This is a genomic window from Pseudomonas sp. UF-293 (genome assembly GCF_058245595.1).
This window is the reverse complement of record NZ_JBSICA010000006.1, coordinates 165,142-184,287: the sequence shown is the minus strand read 5'-3', so window position 1 is coordinate 184,287 and position 19,146 is coordinate 165,142. Positions and strand designations below refer to the sequence as shown.

General features: G+C 61.0%; 16 protein-coding genes, 1 tRNA gene and 1 pseudogene. 16 read left to right on the top strand and 2 right to left on the bottom strand.

Going from position 1 to position 19,146, the window contains the following annotated elements:
* Positions 1–181: 181 nt before the first annotated feature.
* Complete coding sequence (locus AC4IHP_RS09800; RefSeq protein WP_212615073.1) at positions 182–1,846, bottom strand: OFA family MFS transporter; 1,665 nt, start codon at positions 1,844–1,846, stop codon at positions 182–184.
* 361 nt (positions 1,847–2,207) lie between these two features.
* Here AC4IHP_RS09800 and AC4IHP_RS09795 point away from each other — a divergent pair.
* The 16 genes and pseudogenes from AC4IHP_RS09795 to AC4IHP_RS09720 form a co-directional block, all read left to right on the top strand.
* Positions 2,208–2,395 (top strand): annotated as a pseudogene (locus AC4IHP_RS09795) (acetyl-CoA sensor PanZ family protein); the annotation flags it as partial.
* 45 nt (positions 2,396–2,440) lie between these two features.
* Complete coding sequence (locus tag AC4IHP_RS09790; RefSeq protein ID WP_490831584.1) at positions 2,441–4,690, top strand: AsmA family protein; 2,250 nt, start codon at positions 2,441–2,443, stop codon at positions 4,688–4,690.
* Positions 4,687–5,754, top strand: coding sequence for an A/G-specific adenine glycosylase (gene mutY / locus AC4IHP_RS09785; RefSeq protein ID WP_490831583.1), 1,068 nt, complete (start codon positions 4,687–4,689; stop codon positions 5,752–5,754). Before AC4IHP_RS09790 ends, mutY begins: the two co-directional genes overlap by 4 nt.
* Positions 5,751–6,023: an oxidative damage protection protein gene (locus tag AC4IHP_RS09780; protein ID WP_016772129.1), complete on the top strand. Its 273-nt coding sequence runs from the start codon at positions 5,751–5,753 to the stop codon at positions 6,021–6,023. The genes mutY and AC4IHP_RS09780 overlap by 4 nt, the downstream gene beginning before the upstream one ends.
* A 91-nt stretch (positions 6,024–6,114) precedes the next feature.
* Positions 6,115–6,190 (top strand) — tRNA-Phe (locus AC4IHP_RS09775).
* A 406-nt stretch (positions 6,191–6,596) separates the two neighbouring features.
* Positions 6,597–7,571: a 2,3-diaminopropionate biosynthesis protein SbnA gene (gene sbnA, locus AC4IHP_RS09770; protein ID WP_490831582.1), complete on the top strand. Its 975-nt coding sequence runs from the start codon at positions 6,597–6,599 to the stop codon at positions 7,569–7,571.
* Between the two features lie 5 nt (positions 7,572–7,576).
* Positions 7,577–8,608: a 2,3-diaminopropionate biosynthesis protein SbnB gene (sbnB, locus tag AC4IHP_RS09765; RefSeq protein WP_490831581.1), complete on the top strand. Its 1,032-nt coding sequence runs from the start codon at positions 7,577–7,579 to the stop codon at positions 8,606–8,608.
* Positions 8,602–10,383 (top strand): FAD/NAD(P)-binding protein, encoded by a 1,782-nt coding sequence (locus AC4IHP_RS09760; protein WP_490831580.1) that lies wholly within the window; start codon positions 8,602–8,604, stop codon positions 10,381–10,383. The genes sbnB and AC4IHP_RS09760 overlap by 7 nt, the downstream gene beginning before the upstream one ends.
* Positions 10,380–10,994, top strand: a complete 615-nt coding sequence (locus tag AC4IHP_RS09755; protein ID WP_460123017.1) for a glutathione S-transferase family protein — start codon at positions 10,380–10,382, stop codon at positions 10,992–10,994. Before AC4IHP_RS09760 ends, AC4IHP_RS09755 begins: the two co-directional genes overlap by 4 nt.
* A 15-nt stretch (positions 10,995–11,009) precedes the next feature.
* Positions 11,010–12,434 carry an L-lactate permease gene (locus AC4IHP_RS09750; protein WP_490831579.1) on the top strand — a complete coding sequence of 475 codons (1,425 nt, stop codon included), beginning with the start codon at positions 11,010–11,012 and terminating at the stop codon, positions 12,432–12,434.
* Between the two features lie 27 nt (positions 12,435–12,461).
* Positions 12,462–13,940, top strand: a complete 1,479-nt coding sequence (locus AC4IHP_RS09745) for an aminotransferase-like domain-containing protein (protein ID WP_490831578.1) — start codon at positions 12,462–12,464, stop codon at positions 13,938–13,940.
* 22 nt (positions 13,941–13,962) lie between these two features.
* A complete protein-coding gene (locus AC4IHP_RS09740; RefSeq protein ID WP_490831577.1) occupies positions 13,963–14,307 on the top strand; it encodes a hypothetical protein in 345 nt (114 codons plus the stop codon).
* A gap of 279 nt (positions 14,308–14,586) precedes the next feature.
* Positions 14,587–15,645: a PDDEXK nuclease domain-containing protein gene (locus AC4IHP_RS09735; RefSeq protein ID WP_122705202.1), complete on the top strand. Its 1,059-nt coding sequence runs from the start codon at positions 14,587–14,589 to the stop codon at positions 15,643–15,645.
* A 67-nt stretch (positions 15,646–15,712) separates the two neighbouring features.
* Entirely contained in the window at positions 15,713–16,687 is a 975-nt protein-coding gene (locus tag AC4IHP_RS09730; protein ID WP_490831576.1) for an alpha/beta hydrolase family protein, read from the top strand.
* Positions 16,688–16,716: 29 nt separating this feature from the next.
* Positions 16,717–17,130, top strand: coding sequence for a hypothetical protein (locus tag AC4IHP_RS09725; RefSeq protein WP_016772137.1), 414 nt, complete (start codon positions 16,717–16,719; stop codon positions 17,128–17,130).
* A gap of 6 nt (positions 17,131–17,136) precedes the next feature.
* The gene (locus AC4IHP_RS09720; RefSeq protein WP_460123001.1) at positions 17,137–17,589 is read left to right on the top strand and encodes a hypothetical protein; all 453 of its coding nucleotides are present in this window, start codon (positions 17,137–17,139) and stop codon (positions 17,587–17,589) included.
* A gap of 72 nt (positions 17,590–17,661) precedes the next feature.
* On the opposite strand, the gene gabP is transcribed toward AC4IHP_RS09720, so the two are convergent.
* Positions 17,662–19,053, bottom strand: a complete 1,392-nt coding sequence (gabP, locus tag AC4IHP_RS09715; RefSeq protein WP_490831575.1) for a GABA permease — start codon at positions 19,051–19,053, stop codon at positions 17,662–17,664.
* Positions 19,054–19,146: the final 93 nt, after the last annotated feature.

Below are 19,146 nucleotides of genomic sequence, written 5' to 3'. Positions count from 1 at the left end.
CCTGACGGATAGAACGCCCGGCTGTCGCGGGTAGACATGTCCATACAAGCAAAAAGATCGCAGCCCCCGGCAGCGACTACAGTCTCAGCATGCGAACACTGACTGTAGGAGCTGCCGAAGGCTGCGATCTTTTCGGCTTGAATCCAATGCACCTGACACTACCTCTCAGGTGCACCAATGCTTAGTGAAACAGTACCGCGGTCTTCTGCAGGGTCACCCACACACCCCACGCCAATGGAATACCCACCACCAGCCAGGCAGCGATCGCCAAAGGCTTGGTGCCCGGCGCCGCTTTCCACTCCAGAACGGTGCTGGCATCAGCACCCTTGTCGTGGCCCAGCGCCTGTTCGGCAGCCAGTTCGGCGTCGGTCATGAAGTACTTGTCGGCCACCGGGCGCACCATCAGGTTGCACAGGAAACCCAGCACCAGCAGGCCGGCGAGGATGTACAGGGTGATGTCGTAAGCGGCAGCGCGTTCCACGCCGATGCTCAACTGATACTCACGCAGGTAGTTGACCAGCACCGGACCGAGCACACCGGCGGCAGCCCAGGCAGTCAGCAGACGACCGTGGATCGCACCAACCATCTGCGTACCGAACAGGTCCGCCAGATAGGCCGGAACCGTGGCAAAACCACCGCCGTACATCGACAGGATGATGCAGAACGCCGCCACGAACAGGGCAACGTTGCCCAGATGGCCCATGTTCGGAATCAGCGCGTACAGGGCAAAGCCCAGCGCGAAGAACACGAAGTAAGTGTTCTTGCGGCCCAGGTAGTCCGAGAACGATGCCCAGAAGAAACGGCCACCGATGTTGAACAGGCTCAGCAGACCGGTGAAGCCCGCTGCGATCGCCGCGATCGAGGCCAGCTGGCCCGCGTCGAGCTGACCGAACGGCACATCAACGCCCAGCAGCTTGCCGCCGAACACTTCCTGCAACAGTGGCGAAGCCATACCGAGGATGCCGATACCCGCCGACACGTTCAGGCACAGCACCAGCCAGACCAGACGGAACTGCGGAGTTTTCCACGCCACGTTCACGTGGACGTGACGGTTGGTGATCATCGCATTCGAAGCTTTCTTCGCCGGAGCGGTCCAGCCTTCAGGTTTCCAGCCGGTTGGCGGCACGCGGTAGGACAGTGCGCCACCGATCATGAACACGAAGTAAATGGCCGCCATGGCCACGAAGCTCTGCCATACGCCCACGCCTTCTGGCGAAGCGAAGTGGCTCATCAGCGCAGTCGCCAATGGTGCGCCGACCATCGCGCCGCCACCGAAGCCCATGATCGCCATGCCGGTCGCCATGCCGCGCTTGTCCGGGAACCACTTGATCAGGGTCGACACCGGTGAGATATAGCCCAGGCCCAGACCGATACCGCCGATCACGCCCGAGCCGATCCACATCAGCCAGATCTGGTGGGTATAGATACCCAGCGCGGAAATCAGCAGACCACCGCACCAGCACAAGGCCGAGACCACGCCGGCTTTACGAGGCCCGGCGTGTTCCAGCCAGCCACCCCAGATCGCTGCCGAGCAGCCGAGGAAGATGAAGAACAGCGTGTAGATCCAGCCGAGCATGGAGATCGGCCAGTCGCAGTTCGACGAAAATACCTGTGCGATGAAGCTCATGTCCGGCGCGCAAGCCACTGGTGCGCTAACGCCCAGTGCCTTGGACAGCGGCAACCAGAACACCGAGAAGCCGTAGGCCATGCCGATGCACAGGTGAATGGCCAAAGCGGCCGGTGGAACCAGCCAGCGGTTGAAACCGGGCTTGGCGATGATGCGTTCCTTGGACAGGAACGCAGGCTGGTCGGCTTTGAGGCCGTCCGCCGTGATGCTCGTGCTCATTGTGTATCCCCCAATTGTTAGTATGGTTCGCCAGCCACTGCTCACCCTCGGCCTTATGCACGCAGGCATGACCGTTTTTTCAGGTGAAGCTCCTTGAAGGCGCGACGTTAAGTCGCAGACGGGCGGACGAACTGGCGAAGGTTACCATTCTCAGGTGACAGAAAAACCAAACTGATATCACCTTTTTTCTGTCAACTGTGTTCGCCCCCTGTAGGAGCTGCGGAACGCTGCGATCTTTTGATCTTTTTGAAAATGCCAAAATCAAACGATCGCAGCGTTCCGCAGCTCCTACAGACGGCATTTCAACGGGGCTACCATGCCGGATGTTTTCAAGTGCCTGACGACAGATACGTGCATTCGCTACTTGTCCCATTTATGCGTGCGAAAAGTTACCCGTCGCCTGGGCATGACTGAACGACTGGTGAACCAAGCGCAAAAAATGGCGTCGCAAGCGGGGCCGGATTGCGCCCTCTGGCGCCCGCCGGGCATCCTCAAACACAGATGCCGGTGACGAAGTGGCAGGTGCCGTTGCCGACCCTTGGCACATGACGCCACACCGAACCGGGTGCCGGCAGCGCTATACTCCCCGGCCATATGACCAATTCGACTAACTACAAGGACTCGCCCATGAAAGCGTTCGGCAAAATCCTGGGTCTGGTACTTCTCGGGCTGTTGCTGATCATTGTGGCGGCAGGCTTTGCCCTGACCCACCTCTTCGATCCCAACGACTACAAAGACGAGATCCGCCAGATAGCCCGCGACAAGGCCCACATCGAGCTGACGCTCAATGGCGATATCGGCTGGAGCCTGTTCCCGTGGCTCGGTCTGGAATTGCACGAAGCCAGCGTCGCCACCCTGGCCAAACCTGCCGAACCGTTTGCCGACTTGCAGATGCTCGGCCTGTCCGTGCGCGTGCTGCCGCTGTTGCGCCGCGAAGTGCAGATGAGTGACGTGCGCGTCGAAGGCCTCAACCTGCGCCTGAACCGTGACAAGAACGGCCACGGCAATTGGGAAGACATCGGCAAGGTGCCTGTGGCGCCCGGCTCGACTCCACCCGCCACACCGGGGGCGACCGCCAGCGAGCCGACCGTCGCTGTGGAAAAACCGGCGCAACCGATCCGCCTCGACATCGACAGCCTGACCGTCAACAACGCCCGCGTTGAATACACCGATGAGCTGACCGGCAAGCAGTTCAGTGCCGAAAGCATTCAACTGAGCACCGGCCCGGTGCACGACTCGACCAATATCCCGGTGAAAGCCACCGCGTTCCTCGGCACCAATCAACCGGTGCTGCGCGTGCGCACTGAGCTCAACGGCGAGCTGCGCTTCGAGCGCGCCCTCCAACGCTACAAGTTCGAAGACCTGAAGCTGACCGGCGAGCTCGCTGGCGATCCGCTGCAAGGCAAGACCATGACTTTCTCCGCTCAAGGTCAGTTGTTGCTGGACAAGGCAGCGAACGTCGCCGAATGGACCGGCATCAAGATTTCCGCCAACCAGTTGCGCGCTCTGGGCGAGTTGAAAGCCAACGACCTCGACAAGACGCCACAGATCAGCGGCGGCATTTCCATTGCCCAGTTCGATCTGGCGAAATTCATCGACAGCATCGGCCAGACACTGCCGGCGATGGGCGAAGGCAGCCTGAGCAAGGTCGAACTGGTCAGCCGCGTTGCGGCCACTCCGACCAGCCTGTCGTTCGACAACATCAACCTGAAACTCGATGACAGCAGCTTCAGCGGCCGCATCGCCATTGAGGACTTCGCCAAACAGTCGCTGCGTGCGATTCTCAAGGCCGACACCTTCAACGCCGATCGTTACCTGCCACCAAAATCGGCCCAGGCCAACAGCGCCACGCAAACCCGTCAGGCCGAAGTCGCCAGTACCGAGGCCGGCGCCGTCGCAGGTACCACGCCGCTGCCGGACAAACCGAGTAAAACCGCCTGGAGCACCGAGCGCCTGCTGCCGGTGGAGCGCCTGGCCAAACTCGACGTGGATGCCGACCTGACTTTCGGCCAACTGACCCTCGACAAACTGCCGATCCAGAACGCCGCGCTCAAAGCCACCGGCCAGGGCGGCCTGCTGACGCTGACTAACCTGAGCGGTGATCTGTACAACGGCGGCTTCGTCGCCAACGGCACACTCGACGTGCGCCCAAGCGCGCCGGTGTTGAACCTGCAGACCCGGCTCAATCGCGTGCCGGCGGAAAAAATCATCGAAAGCCAGGGCAAGAACCCACCGGTCAAAGGCCTGGTAACGCTGACCAGCAGCTTCACCGGCAGCGGCAACAGCCAGCAGGCGCTGATCGATACGCTGAACGGCAACGCCAGTTTCGTCATCAACAATGGCGTGCTCCTCAACGCCAACCTTGAACAGCAATTGTGCAAAGGCATCGCCACGCTCAACCGCAAGACCCTGAGCGGCGAGCCACGGGGCAAGGACACGCCGTTCGAGGAGCTCAAGGGCAACCTGACCGTGCGCAACGGCGTCGCCAGCAACCCCGACCTGAAAGTGCGCATCCCCGGCATGACCGTCAATGGTGACGGCGATATCGACCTGCGCGTTTTGGGTATGGATTACCGCGTCGGCATCATCGTCGAGGGCGATACCAGCGCCATGCCCGACCCGGCCTGTCAGGTCGGTGAGAAGTTCGTCGGCATCGAGTGGCCCCTGCGCTGCCGTGGACCGCTGGAACTGGGCGCGAAGGCCTGCCGCATCGATAATGACCGTCTCGGTCAGGTCGCCAGCAAAATGGCCGGCAACAAGCTCAGCGAAAAAATCGACGAGAAACTGGGCGACAAAGTCAGCCCGGAACTGAAAGACGCATTGAAGGGGCTGTTCAAGCGATGACAGCGGAGCAGTTTTCCACGGCGGTGCTGGAGTGGTTCGACCGCCATGGCCGTCACGACTTGCCGTGGCAGCAGGACATCAATCCGTACCGGGTCTGGGTGTCCGAAATCATGTTGCAGCAGACTCAGGTCAGCACCGTGCTCAACTATTTCGAGCGTTTCATGACGGCGCTGCCGACGGTCGAAGCGCTGGCTGAAGCGCCGGAAGACGAGGTGCTGCACCTGTGGACCGGGCTGGGTTACTACACTCGCGCACGCAATCTGCAGAAGACCGCGAAGATCGTCGTCAGCCAGTACGCTGGCGAGTTCCCGCGTGACGTGGAAAAACTCACCGAGCTGCCAGGCATCGGCCTGTCCACCGCCGGCGCGATCGCCAGCATCAGCATGGGCCTGCGCGCGCCGATCCTCGACGGCAACGTCAAACGCGTGCTGGCGCGCTTCACGGCGCAGGAGGGGTATCCCGGCGAACCGAAGGTCGCCAAGCAGCTGTGGGCCAACGCCGAGCGCTTCACCCCGCACGATCGGGTCAACGCCTACACCCAGGCGATGATGGATCTTGGCGCCACACTCTGCACGCGCAGCAAGCCGAGCTGCCTGCTGTGTCCGCTCAAGCGCGGTTGCGAGGCGCACATGCTTGGCCTGGAAACCCGTTATCCGATTCCCAAGCCGCGCAAAGCCATCCCACAGAAACGCACGCTGATGCCGATGCTGGCCAACGGCGAAGGCGCGATTCTGCTTTACCGCCGCCCGTCAACAGGCCTGTGGGGCGGGTTGTGGAGTTTGCCGGAACTGGATGGCCTCGATGATTTGCAACATCTGGCCGATCAGCACTCGCTGACCATGGGCCGGCAGCAGGCGCTGCCGAGCCTGGTTCACACCTTCAGCCATTTCCAGTTGTCCATCGAACCCTGGCTGGTCCAGGTGCAGGAAGCCAGCCATCACGTGGCCGAGGCCGACTGGCTCTGGTATAACCTCGCCACCCCGCCGCGCCTGGGCCTTGCTGCCCCGGTCAAGACCTTGCTCGAACGCGCGGCCGCCGTCTTGAATGCAGGAGAATCGCCATGACCCGCACCGTAATGTGCCGCAAGTACAAAGAAGAACTGCCCGCGCTGGAACGTGCCCCTTTCCCGGGGGCCAAGGGCCAGGATATTTTCGACCACGTCTCGGCCAAGGCCTGGGCCGACTGGCAGAAACACCAGACCCTGCTGATCAACGAAAAGCGCCTGAACATGATGAACGCCGAAGATCGCAAATACCTGCAGGGCGAAATGGACAAGTACTTCTCCGGCGAGGAATACGCCAAGGCCGAAGGCTACGTGCCGCCAGCCGAATAACCCGCAGATTTCGTAAGCGACGGAATTAATTTAAGAAATTTTCAAAAAGTCGTTGACGTAAATCCGAAAAACCCTTTTAATGCGCCCCGTTGCCCAGATAGCTCAGTCGGTAGAGCAGGGGATTGAAAATCCCCGTGTCGGCGGTTCGATTCCGTCTCTGGGCACCAAATACCGAAAACCCTGAATCGCAAGATTCAGGGTTTTTTTATGCCTGCGATTTGATCCCCCCTCCCTTTTCCCCCTTCGATACACCCCTGCATTCCAGCTGTACTGGAAAAAACCAGAAATCTGTATCTCTCCGCGCAGATGGCGTTTCGCCAATACTTCAAACAAGCCTTGGCGAGCCAGTGACTGGCTCTACTTTGCGCCCCGCAACACTCTGGGTTTGCGTAACCCTCAGAGCGCAAAACCTGATTTTTTGAATCGATCGGCGTCGCCCGCAAGGTCACTTCCTGTCCAGCAAAAAAATCTGAAACCCAACCCACAGGCGAACTGCAGTTAGTGCTTTTCAAACATTCCAGGATGAATGCTGGCGCTCCCGTGCGCCCGGCAAAAGAGCGAAATGGACGACGTATGATCAAGCAACTTATCAATGAAGACAGTTATGTGCAGATCGGCGATCTTTGCAGCGCAACGATCCAGCTGAAAATCGAAGGACTGAATCCCGCCGGCTCCATCAAGCTGAAGACCGCGCACGCGCTGATCACTGATCTTGAAGCCCGGGGACTGATCAACCACAAGACCCGACTGATCGAGTCCTCATCGGGGAATCTGGGCGTTGCGCTGGCCATGGTCTGCGCCGCCAAGGGTTACCAGTTCGTTTGCGTAATCGACCCGAATATTTCCGCGCCGAACCGCAAGCTGATTCAAGCCCTTGGCGCGCAAATGCTCATGGTCGATCAGCGCGACGAGAACGGCGGTTATCTGAATTCGCGGATTCGTCTGATCGAGCAACTGGTCGCTGATAACGCCGACTACATCTGGCTCAACCAGTACAAGAATCCGACCAACCCCCTCGCTCACTATCAAGCGACTGCCACGTCCATCGCGCGCAAATTTGCGCACGTGGATTACCTGTTCGTCGGCGCTGGCACCACTGGCACGCTGATGGGCTGCAAAAACTACTTCGCCGAACATCATCCGCAGACCAAAGTCATTGCCGTCGATACCGTCGGCTCGGTGACGTTCGGCCTGCCGGGCGGCACGCGCCATATCCCGGGGCTCGGCACCAGCCGTCTGCCGGAGATATTCGAGTCGTCGGGCATTCACGACTTCCTGTCGATTCCCGAGGAACAGACGATCAAGGTCTGCCGTTGGCTGGCGCAACGCTACGGCCTGCTCTTCGGCGGCTCCACCGGGACTGTGCTCGCCGGCATCCGCCAGTGGGCGCCGCATATCCGGCCCGACGATGTCGTGGTGGCGATCTCCCCGGACATGGGTGAGCGCTATCTCGAAACCATCTATTCCGACGACTGGGTCACCCAGCGGATCGGCGCAACCGCACTGCAGCCCCTTTTCCCTGAAATCGCTCTGGCACTCTCGGCGTAATCCTCATGACCACACAGAATCTGATCCAGCCGTTCCACGTCATCCCCGGCGCTGTCGTCAAAGACATCCTCAACGGGCTGCGGCATGCAACCATCGACATGGTCGCGCAGACCTACCTGACCCACGAGCGGGGCGAAACTGTTAACCCCGACAGTTATTTCCTGCGTTTCCCTGCGCAACCGGCGAACCGGATCATTGCGCTGCCGGCGGCCATCGTTGACAGCGAGGGCGATCAATCCGTCTCCGGAATCAAGTGGATTGCCAGTTATCCCGACAACATCAAGTCAGGTATTCCGCGCGCATCTGCGGTGCTGATTCTCAACGACCCCGAGACCGGCTACCCCTACGCGCTGCTCGAAGGTGCGCTGATCAGTGCCGTGCGCACAGCCGCGTCGGCAGTCTTGGGGGCTTGGTGGCTGAATGGCCAGAACCGGCACGCGGCGACACTTTCGATCATTGGTGGCGGGGTAATTTCAAGGAATATCCTCGAGACTTTCGTCGCGGACGATTGGTCCTTCGACAGCGTGGGTGTTCACGATCTCAATGCTGAGTCGGCGCAAGCCCTTGCGGAATTTGGTGAACAACTGGGCCTGCCGGATGTGCGTCTGCTGTCGCTCGAAGACGCACTGACAGCCGACATCGTGGTGTTCGCCACCAGCGCGGGCGAGCCGTACGTAAAAGGCCGGGGCACGTTCTGCCCGGGGCAGATTGTTCTGAACATCTCGCTGCGGGATATCGGCGCCGAAATCATCGAGGAAAGTTACAACTACTTCGACGACATCACCCATTGCCTGAAGGCCAATACCTCACCGCATCTGGCCGAGCAGCAATACGGCCATCGCGACTTTGTCACCGGCACGGTGGCGCAGCTGATTCGCGGCGACCTGCACGTCGCCCAGGACAAACCGCTGATCTATTCGCCATTCGGCATGGGCATTCTCGATCTCTCGATTGGCCGGATGATCCACGACATTGCGGTGGCGGCCGGTACGGCAATTGCCATCCCGTCATTTTTTGGCGAGGAGCGCAGATGGTGAAGGCGCCTGTGCACATTGGCCTGGTCGGCTGCGGTTCGCGCGGAATGTCGGTATTCGAGCGCCTGTTGAGCCGCGCCGAGGAACGCCCGCAACAACCGATCGTCATCGACATTTTCGAGCCCAACGTGCTCGGCAGCGGCGCGCACTGGCCCGATCAACCGGCCTACCTGTTGCTCAACACCGTCGCCGGTCAGCTCGGGGTATTTCCCGACGCAGCAGCGTTCGGTGATCTGACCGACGCTCGGGAACGGCCAGGGCCGGACTTTCTCGCGTGGTGCCGAGCACAGCACGTCAAGGTTGACCCCGACAGCGGCCTGCTCGCCGCCGACGGTCGCGACGTCGAGCCGGAGGATTTTCTGCCACGGCACCTGCTCGGGGCTTATCTGGCCGACGCCTTCACGCGGATCCTCGCGACCGCACCCGCTTGGGTCACGGTCAATCTGCATCGGCATCAGGTCACGGCGGTCGAGCGCCGCGAGAATCAGCAATACCTTCTGCTAACCGCCGACGGCGCTGCGGTGACGGTGGATCGTCTGGTGCTGACCGTTGGCCACACCGGACGCCTGCGCCTGGCGGGGCAGAACCGGGTCGACAACGTTTACCCGCTGCCGGGCAGCCTCTCCACCGTCGAGCCCGGCGAAACGGTGCTGATCGAAGGGCTGGGCCTGGGCGCCATGGACACCCTGGCGGCGCTGACGGCTGGCAGGGGCGGGATCTACAAACCCATGGCCGATGGCAGTCACACTTACCAGCCTTCGGGTCAGGAGCCGGTGATCTTCATCCAGTCGCGGGACGGGCTGCCGTTTCGCACGCGTCCCAATGGCTTGATCGGCTGCCCCCGCCATAGCGCCGTGCTGCTCACGAGCGAGCGCATCGAGTCGTTGCGGGTCAACGCGCACAACCGCCGACTGGATTTCGAACGGGACATTCTGCCGCTGATGCTGCTGGAGATGCGTGCCGCTGCGGTCGCCGTCCTGCATAAACCCTCAGCGCCGCAACAGTTGCTTGAGCAGCTCAGAACCGTCAGCGTTGTCGGCCCGGCAGGGGTTGTCGCCTGCGAAGCCTTGCTGCGCGAGTTCGAAACGATTGCCGGGGCAATCAATCCGCTGGAGCTGATCTGCCACGCACTGCCCGACAGCGTGACGCCTTACAACTATCACGCATGGATTTACGACACCCTCGAAGCCGACTTGCAAGAAGCGCGTCGGGGACGCGGCGCGTCGCCGATCAAAGCAGCCATTGAAGTCTGGCGCGACTTGCGTGACCGACTGCGTGAGGCAGTCGACTTCGACGGGCTCACCGAAGACTCGCATCGGCAGTTCTATGGCCGCTGGCACAAGGCGATCAACCGTCTGGTCGCCGGCCCGCAGAAGGAGCGCCACGCCGATCTGCTCGCGCTGTGTGATGCCGGTTTGCTGACCTTTCTCAAGCCCGGCTCACGCCCGGCGATCGAGCACTTCAAGCGAATCGCCGGTTACGTCCAGAGCAGCGGCGTCACCCACAGCGACTGCGCGCCGGTGCGCGACCTCGCGCGCCTGGGCCTTGTGCGTCCGCGCACCGATGTGCAGGGCATCGACGGCATCGATGTCGACGCAGCGTGCAACCCCAAGTCGAATAACGGCGAAGCGGTGCATGACATCTGGGTGCTGGGCCCGCTCGCTGAAGGCTCCTGTTATTACAACCACTACGTCACCTCGGCGGGCGCACCTTCGCGGCTGTTCATGGACGCCCATCGAGTCGCCACCGCCATCCTTGAGACAGGAACTCGCGCATGAAACTCTACTATCAGACGCATTCGCCTTACGCCCGCAAGGTGTTGGTGCTGGCTCACGAACTTGGCATCGCATCGAGCCTTGAGGTGATACATCACGAGACCAGCCCGACTTCACCGAACGCGACCATTTACCAGGCCAACCCGTTGGGCAAAGTGCCGGTGCTGATGCTGCCTGACGACACCGCACTGTTCGATTCCATCGTGATTTGCGAATACCTCGACGACCTGAGCGACGGCCGCAAATTCATCCCGGCCAGCGGCCCCGAGCGCTACAAGGCGCTGCGCCTGCAGGCATTGGCGCAGGGCATGTGCGATGTCGGCATCAAGCTGCGCTGGGAAGTCGAGCGGCGCCCCGAGGCCCTGCGCTATCCGGCGTATGCCGATGGCCAGGCCTACAAGCTCAAGGAGGCGTATCGCTTCATCGAAGAGCACGTCGACCTCAATGGCCCGATCACCGTAGGCCACATCGCCTTGGCAACCGCCCTGGACTGGATCGCTTTCCGTCAACTCTCGGACTTCTCGGCGCAGGCACGCCTGAGCGAGTGGTATCAGACGTTCTGCCAGCGCGCGTCCATGCGGGCGACCGAGTACAGCGGACAGACGCACGATTAAGCCAAGGAAACCGCTATGAGCTCTCTCTTGTTGCAAATGTCACCGATCGCGCTGGTGATCGCGCTGATCCTGATCCTCCGGCGTCCGCCGGTACAAGCGGCGCTGGCCGGTGTGGTGCTCGTGCTGGTGCTGTGGGCACTGGGCGCTGCCGGGCCGGTGTCGGCGGCGATCTCCTCGGCGATTTTTCAGGACACCACGATCCTGTTTCTCAGCACCGCGTGCGTCATCGTCCCGGGGCTGGCCTTCGTCATTCTGGTCGAGCGCGGCGGCGCGCCACAGGCCATCGGCGCGTGGGTCAAGGAACTCGGCTGGACACCCCCGGCGCAGGTGATTTTCATCGTGCTGGGCCTGGCGCCGCTGCTGGAAGCGATGACCGGCTTTGGCGTTTCGCTGATCGCCACGGTGCCGCTGCTGATGGGGCTTTTCACTCGCCAATCGGGGATGAAAATCGCTCTCGCCGGCATGGTGATCATGCCGTGGGGCACGCTGGGTCTGGCAACGGTGATCGGTGCCTTGCTGGCGCATTTGCCGGCGCATACCCTCGGCAGCCATTCGGCGCTGATCAGCGCGCCGGTGTTCCTCTGCCTGGCGTCGCTGGCGTTGTGGCAGGCCGGCATCCGCAGGATCACACCGTGGCTGGGGCTGCTTGTCGTGACCGCCCTGTTCGTTGCCGTGCTGTATTGCGTCAACCTGTGGCTCGGCCCGGAAGTTTCCGGTGTGCTGGCCGGGCTGGCCGTGGCTTGCGTCGGTCTGGGTATCTCCTGGGCGCAACGGAAAAAACTGGTGCGCTGGCCGAGCGCGGCATGGCCTTATCTGGCCTTGCTGGGAGTGATTGTGGCGTCGCGCGGACTGTTCGTGCTGTCGGGCTGGGATGGCCTGTGGGTCATCAGGGGCGAACACGTTTCATGGAAGCCGCTGGCGTCTCCAGGGCTGGCGCTGCTGATCGTGACCGTGCTGATGGCGTTCAGGCAGACCGCGGGCGCGGGCTTCCCGTGGCAAGCCCTGTTCAACCGGGCGAAGTTTCCGGTCACGACAATCTTCCTGTTCCTGCTGCTGTCCCAGGTGATGGTCAACGCCGGATTCCTCGTCGAGGCGCAAAGCGCGTTGCAATCCATGTCGGGTATTTCGCTGGCGCCGACGATCGCCCTGCTGGCAGGGATTGCCGGTTATGTCACCGGCTCCAATGTCGGCGGCAACACGCTGGTGATGCCATCCATTGCCGCGCTGAGCAGCGAACACGGGGCGTGGCTGGCGGCAATGGTCAACAGCGCCGCCGGTCATGGCGCACTTGGCTCGCTGTCGATCCTGTCGTTGATCACCGGACTTGCCGGTGCCAACCGCCAGGAAGAAAACAGCCTGATCCGCTTCGCCTTCGGTCTGGTGGCGCTGAACATCGTCATAGTTGCTGCAACGGGGATCGTTTTGCTCTACTTTCTGTGAATTGTTTCGAATCATCACAGAGAACTTATGGACAGGTTTGATTTGCCGGACAAGCGCTGGCGGATAGTCAAGGACTGGATTATTCGCCAGATCGACAGCGGTGACCTGGCGGCCGAAGCGAAACTGCCGTCAATCCGCGTTCTGGCGCGGATGTTCGAGACCAGCATCACCACGGTGCAGCGAGCGCTGGCCGACCTCGAGGCCGACGCCTACGTCACGACCGTGCCGCGCGTCGGCTACTTCGTCTCGGCGTCAGGACGGGCAAAACCGTCCGGCGCTTTCGACTTTTCCAGTGTCACCGTCAACGTCAATCATGCGGTGGTCGCGATGCTCTCCGAAGCGGCCTCGCGCACTACCGCATCGCTGAATTCGGCGGTTCTGCACAGCGATCTCACGCCCAACGTTTTGCTCAACAAATGTCTCTCGGTGTTGGCGGCCAAGACTGACAACGCGCTGAGCGGTCTGGTCGCGCCACCCGGCCTGCCGGCGCTGCGACGGCGCATCGCCGGGCTGATGCTGACCCGTGGTGTAGTCTGCGGGCCGGACGATATTCTGGTGACATCGGGCGACACCATCGCTCTCGAACTGGCCCTCGAAGCCGTCGCGTCCAAAGGCGCTACCGTCGCCATCGAAACCCCGACCTATTACGGCATTCTGCAGACCATCGAACGCCTGGGCATGCGCGCCTTGCCGATCCGCACCCACGGCCGCACGGGCCTGGATGTCGATCATCTGGAAGAAGCGCTGAAGCAAAAAAAGGTCGCGGTGATTTTTCTCAACCCGACGCTGCAGAATCCGCGTGGTTTCATCATGCCCGACGAAGCGCGCGCGCGACTTTCAAGGATCGCCCGGGAAGCGGATGTGCCGATCATCGAAGACGACATCTTCTTCGACCTGGTGCCCGAAGCTGATCGACCGCGCGCCCTCAAGAGCTACGACAGCAGCGGCCAGACGATCTACTGCTCTTCCTTTTCCAAAACCATCGCGCCGGGTTATCGCGTCGGCTGGTGTCTGGCCGGCAAATACCGCAATGCCATCCTCGCGCAGATGTTTTCGCGCAACCTGGCCGTTTCCAGCCTGGCGCAAAATGTTCTCAATGAATTCATCGGCCGTGGCTACATGGACGAGCACTGCGCCAGATTGAGGTCGCAACTCTCTTCGCTGGCGAGTTTTGTCGAAGCGCTGGTGCGCACCGATTTCCCGGCCGGCACCCTCTATGTTCCACCGCGCGGCGGCTTTATCCACTGGATCGAAATGCCGACACACACCGACATGCCGGCGCTGCAGCAATTGGCCACAGAGCGTGGTTGCCACGTGGCTGGCAGCGGGATCTTTTTCGCCGATGGCCAGGCTTCCACAGGCGTGCGCATCTGCCTCGGCACTGCGCTGACGCCGGCGGTGATCGGCATTCTCAAGGTGATCGCGGAATGCGCCCACCTTGCCGCACGCCCGGCGAGCCTGCGGCAGATGCCGACTGAACAACTGCAAGAGCCGGCAGTTTCCTGACCGGCTTGCGCGAGCCCTGCTCATGAATCAGAAAAGAACCCGTATTCGCTTGCCGCATCCCCCGCCGTATCGCCCGAGCCGCTGGACATTCTGGCTGACGGTGGTCGCCGCAGTGCTGATCGCCTTTGCCGTATGCCTTTCGATCTACATGCTCATCGAAAGCTGGATCAGCGGTTCCATCACCACCAACAATCGCGGGCCGCGCAGCACCTACACCTTGGCACTGCAACCTCGGCGATACTGGTTCGAGTTCATGTGGCAGAGCTTCTGGACTTCGTTCATGTTGGCCATCGGTGTGTTCGGGCTGTGGGTTTATCGCAAAGGGCGGATGCGTGAGCAGAGGCCGAAGGGCAAGCGCTCGCGATGATGCAACTGGGGCGCTTTTTTGAAGCAGCCTCTTACCTGCCTGTTCTTTCATTCCAGCGCAACACCAGATCGCTCACCACAGCGCTGCCAACTCTGCGGCGATTGACTGGGCAAAAGTACGAAATGGACTACGGACATTTACCCTGTTACGCGCCTTCCGGTGGCAATGTCCTGCAACGCCTGTCCCACCCTTCCTTCCGAACTCGCAGGTTCGCCCGACATACCTGCGCCGCCTTCCCCGGCATGCTTGCGTCTCTGTTTCCAGAATGCGGAAGACCCGATGAGCCAGCTCAAACCTGCTGATACGCAAGACCATAAAATCGATTCACTGCTAGGCGAACTGGGCGAGCTGATTCGCCAGGCGCGGCAAAAAGTGCTACGCGCGGTCGATACGATTCAGGTGCAGACTTGTTGGCAAATCGGCCGGCATATCGTCGAGTTTGAACAACAGGGAGCCCAACGTGCGGGATATGGGAAAAAATTGATTGGCCTACTGGCTAAGGATCTAACCGGGCAATTCGGGAAAGGGTTTGATGAAACCAATTTGTGGAAGATGCGCCTGTTTTATCAAAAATTTCCAATTCGAGACGCACTGCGTCCCGAATTGAGCTGGACCCACTACCGCCGGCTACTGCGGGTCGAAAGCGAGAAAGCGCGCCTGTGGTACATGAACGAATGCGCCGACCTCAACTGGTCAAGCCGCGCCCTTGATCGTCAGATCCTGACGCTCTACTACGAGCGCCTGCTGATGAGTCAGGACAAAGCCGAGGTGGTCGAGGAAGCCACGACCAACATCGACGCGATGAAATGCAATCCGCGGGAATTCATTCGCGATCCGGTCATGCTCGAATTCCTCGGCCTGCCCTCGGCAGGCAAAGTCAGGGAAAGCGGACTCGAACAAGCCCTCATCGATCACTTGCAAAGCTTTCTGCTTGAACTTGGCAAAGGCTTTTCCTTTGTCGCCCGCCAACAACGCATCAGCACTGACGGCGTCGACCTCTATATCGATCTGGTGTTCTACAACTATCTGCTCAAGTGCTTCGTGATCATCGACCTGAAACGCGGCAAGCTCAGCGCCCGCGATGTCGGGCAGATGGACATGTATGTGCGCATGTACGACGAGCTCAAGCGCAGCGAAGGTGACAAGCCAACCGTCGGTATCATTCTGAGCGCGGAAAGCAATGACTCGGTGGCGCGCTATTCCATGCTCAAAGGCAATGAGCAACTGTTCGCCAGCAGCTACAAGACGATACTGCCGAGCGAAGAAGAGTTACGTGCTGAACTCAACCGCGAACAGGCGTTGATCGAAGAACGCATGCTCATTCAATCCAGTGAATGAACCGGCCGGATTGTTCTTGATCAGCGCGGCGACTATGGTTGGCATCTAACCGCCGAGGTCAAGCACCATGAGCTGTCAGCAGACATCCGATGTGGGCGACCCAGAGTTGAGCCAAGCAGCTTTGACTGTAACTGAAGCTACGCCCTTCAAGGAAACCGCAGCCGACGGCTACGCACTCGGCGGCTTCACCTGGCGCCATAGTTCGCCCGATCCACAGCGCCCGGTGGTCATCATCAACGCCGCCACCTCCGTGCGCTGTCGCCATTACTCAAGGTTCGCGGCCTATCTGTTCAGCCACGGCTTCGACGTGATGACCTACGACTACCGGGGCATCGGCGAATCACGCAGCGAATCGATCAAAGGGCTGCGCGCCTCGTGGACCGACTGGGGCGCGCTGGATTTCGAAGCGATGCTCAAACGGGCGCAGCGGGAGTTTCCCGGTCAGCCAATCGATGTAGTCGCCCATAGTTTCGGCGGCTGTGCGGCAGGCCTGGCCGCGTCGGGCACGGTCATCCGACGGCTGGTTACCGTCGGTGCGCAGTTCGCTTACTGGCGCGATTACGCCCCCGAACATCGCTGGCGGATGTTCGGCAAGTGGCATGTGGTCATGCCTTTGATGGCGCTGCTCTGCGGCTATTTTCCAGGCAAGCGGATCGGCTGGCTGGAGGACACGCCAACCGGCGTAGTTTGCGACTGGAGCACGCCCACCGCACGTTACGAGCAGCGCCCAAGCGGTCGCGCGCTGATGAAAAAGGCGGGCGCCCTGCCCTTCGCCAACGTCCGCGCGCAGACCCTGGCCATCAGCCTCAGCGACGACCCTTACGGCACGATCCCGGCAATCGAACGCTTGCTCGACTACTTCTGCAACGCAACTAAAACCCACTGGCGTATCGCACCGCAGGACATCGGCGAACAACAAGTCGGACATTTCGGCTTTTTTCGTAGCGCATACCAAGCCACACTATGGCCCATCGCTCTGACCTGGCTGCAAACGGGCGCACTGGCCCCCGACACACCCGGGCGGCAAGTCCCGCGCAGTTGAGCCCTTCTCCACGCACGACGGAACACACCATGGCCTCCGCCAACAAGCAGCAAAAACGCGCCACCCGGGCCAAAGCCAAGGCCAAGCAGAACCGCACCAAACGCGCCGAAGCGCCGGTCGAGCTGGACCCGAACGATGACCGCATCGATTTCGAATCGGTAGACCTTACCGAACTGTTCAAGAAAATGATCGACGCCGAGAAGATCAGCCAGCAAGCCATGTGCACCGCGTTCCTCGAAGATCCGCTGCTGGAACTGGTGTACGAGCAGGAAGGCGAAGAAGGCGCGATGGATTTCATCCTCGCCGCGCTGATCGAGTATCGCCAGTGGTCGCAGGAAACCGACGAGGCTGGCGCGCTGGCGTGGATCGAATCACCGGCATTCCAGGCTGACTATGTAGCGGCATCCGACGCGATCGCCGCACAAACCCAACAGAAGAACTGAGCTCCCATGGCATCCCTGAACAAGCAACACAAACGCGCCAAACGCGCCAAGGCCAAAGCCAAGCAAATCCGCATGGTTGGGCGCAAACCGCTGGATCAGGACGAAGACCTCGGCCACCTCGCCGAGCCGATCCCGGAATACACCCTGGCGATGTTCAGCAAAATGCGCGACGCCGAAGCGGTCAGTCGCGACGAAATGCTGCTGACCCTGCTGCGCGAACTGGCCTTCATCATTGTCGACCACCCTGAACTGCTCGACATGGAAAACGCCGACAACGAAGGCATGGCCGCCACCCACCTGGCCGCCGACATGCTCATCGACTACCGCATGTGGGCCGACGGCATGACCATCGAACAGGCCCAGGCCTGGCTGAGCGAGCCGCAGTTCATCACTGATTTCGGGGTGGCGCTGGATGCTTATGGGAAGTCGGTAGACACCCAGGAAGACAAGAGCGAATAAGCCCTTCTCAGAAACAAAAAACGGCCGCTAGTCATCCCTGACAGCGGCCGTTTTTACATCACGCGTTGCGACTCAGTTCAACACCACCGCACCACGCTTCTCCAGCTTGCGCCGGCGCGACACCAGCAGACCAGCCACTACCACCATCAGGCTCAGCAGGCCGGTGGCGAGGATTTCCACGCGGTGGGCTTCCTGGAACAGCATGATGGTCAGCGCGGCGACGATGAAGATGATCACCGCCCAGGTCAGCCCCGGGAACAGCCACATGCTGAAGACGATTTTCTCGCCGCGCGCCATGCGCTGCTTGCGCATGCGCAGTTGCGAGAAGGCAATCACCAGATACACCAGCAATGCAATGGCACCGGAGCTGGCCAGGAGGAATTCGAACACCGCAGCCGGCGCCACATAGTTGGCGAAGGTGCAGAGGAATGCTGCGCCGGTAGACAGCATCACCGCCCAGTAAGGCGTGCCGCTCTTGTTGGTGCGGGTCGACATGGCCGGGGCGTCGCCACGCTTGCCGAGGGAGAACAGCATGCGCGAGGAGGTGTACAGCGCCGAGTTCAGGCAACTGGTTACTGCCACCAGTACGACGATGTCGACGATCATCTTGGCGTTGGGAATGCCCATGCGCTCAAGCACTGTCTGATAGGAACCGAGGTTGGCCAGGGTAGGATCGTTCCACGGCACCAGCGCCACCACGATGAAAATCGAAACCAGATAGAACAGGCCGATCCGCCAGATCACCGAGTTGGTCGCCTTGGAGATCTGCTTGCCTGGGTCCTTCGATTCCGCCGCCGCGATGGTGACGATCTCGGTGCCCATGAACGAGAACATGGTGGTCAGGATCGCGCCCAGTACAGCGCCCATGCCGTTGGGCAGGAAGCCACCGCTGTCAAACAGGTGCGAAACGCCACTGACCTGGCTGGTCGGCAGCAAACCGAAAATCGCTGCAAGGCCGAGGCCGATAAAACCGATGATCGCCAGCACTTTGATCAGGGCGAACCAGAATTCGAACTCACCGTAATTCTTCACGCTGAACAGGTTGGTCACGGTCAGCAGCAGGGTGATGACCAGCGCGAAAGCCCAGATGTCCACGCCCGGGAACCACGCATGCAGGATGGTCGCGGCGGCATTGGCTTCCAGCGGAATCACCAGCACCCAGAACCACCAGTACAGCCAGCCGATGGTGAAACCGGCCCAGTGACCGATCGCGCGGTCAGCGTAAGTCGAGAACGAACCGGTGTCCGGCGAAGCCACGGCCATTTCGCCGAGCATGCGCATCACCAACACCACCAACGTACCGGCGGCGGCGTAAGCCAGCAGCACGGCCGGGCCGGCGGCAGCAATGGCGTGGCCGGAGCCGACGAACAGACCGGCGCCGATCACACCGGCGATCGACAACATGGTCACATGACGCGGTTTGAGCCCCTGTTCGAGGCCAGTGGAGCTTGGGGTACTGCTCATAGAGACTACCTTTGCAAGGAAAGCGAGTGCGTCCGGCGCGTCTGAAAATTCTTTCTCGTAAAAAGAATCCAACGGCCTGTTCCTTATTCTGCA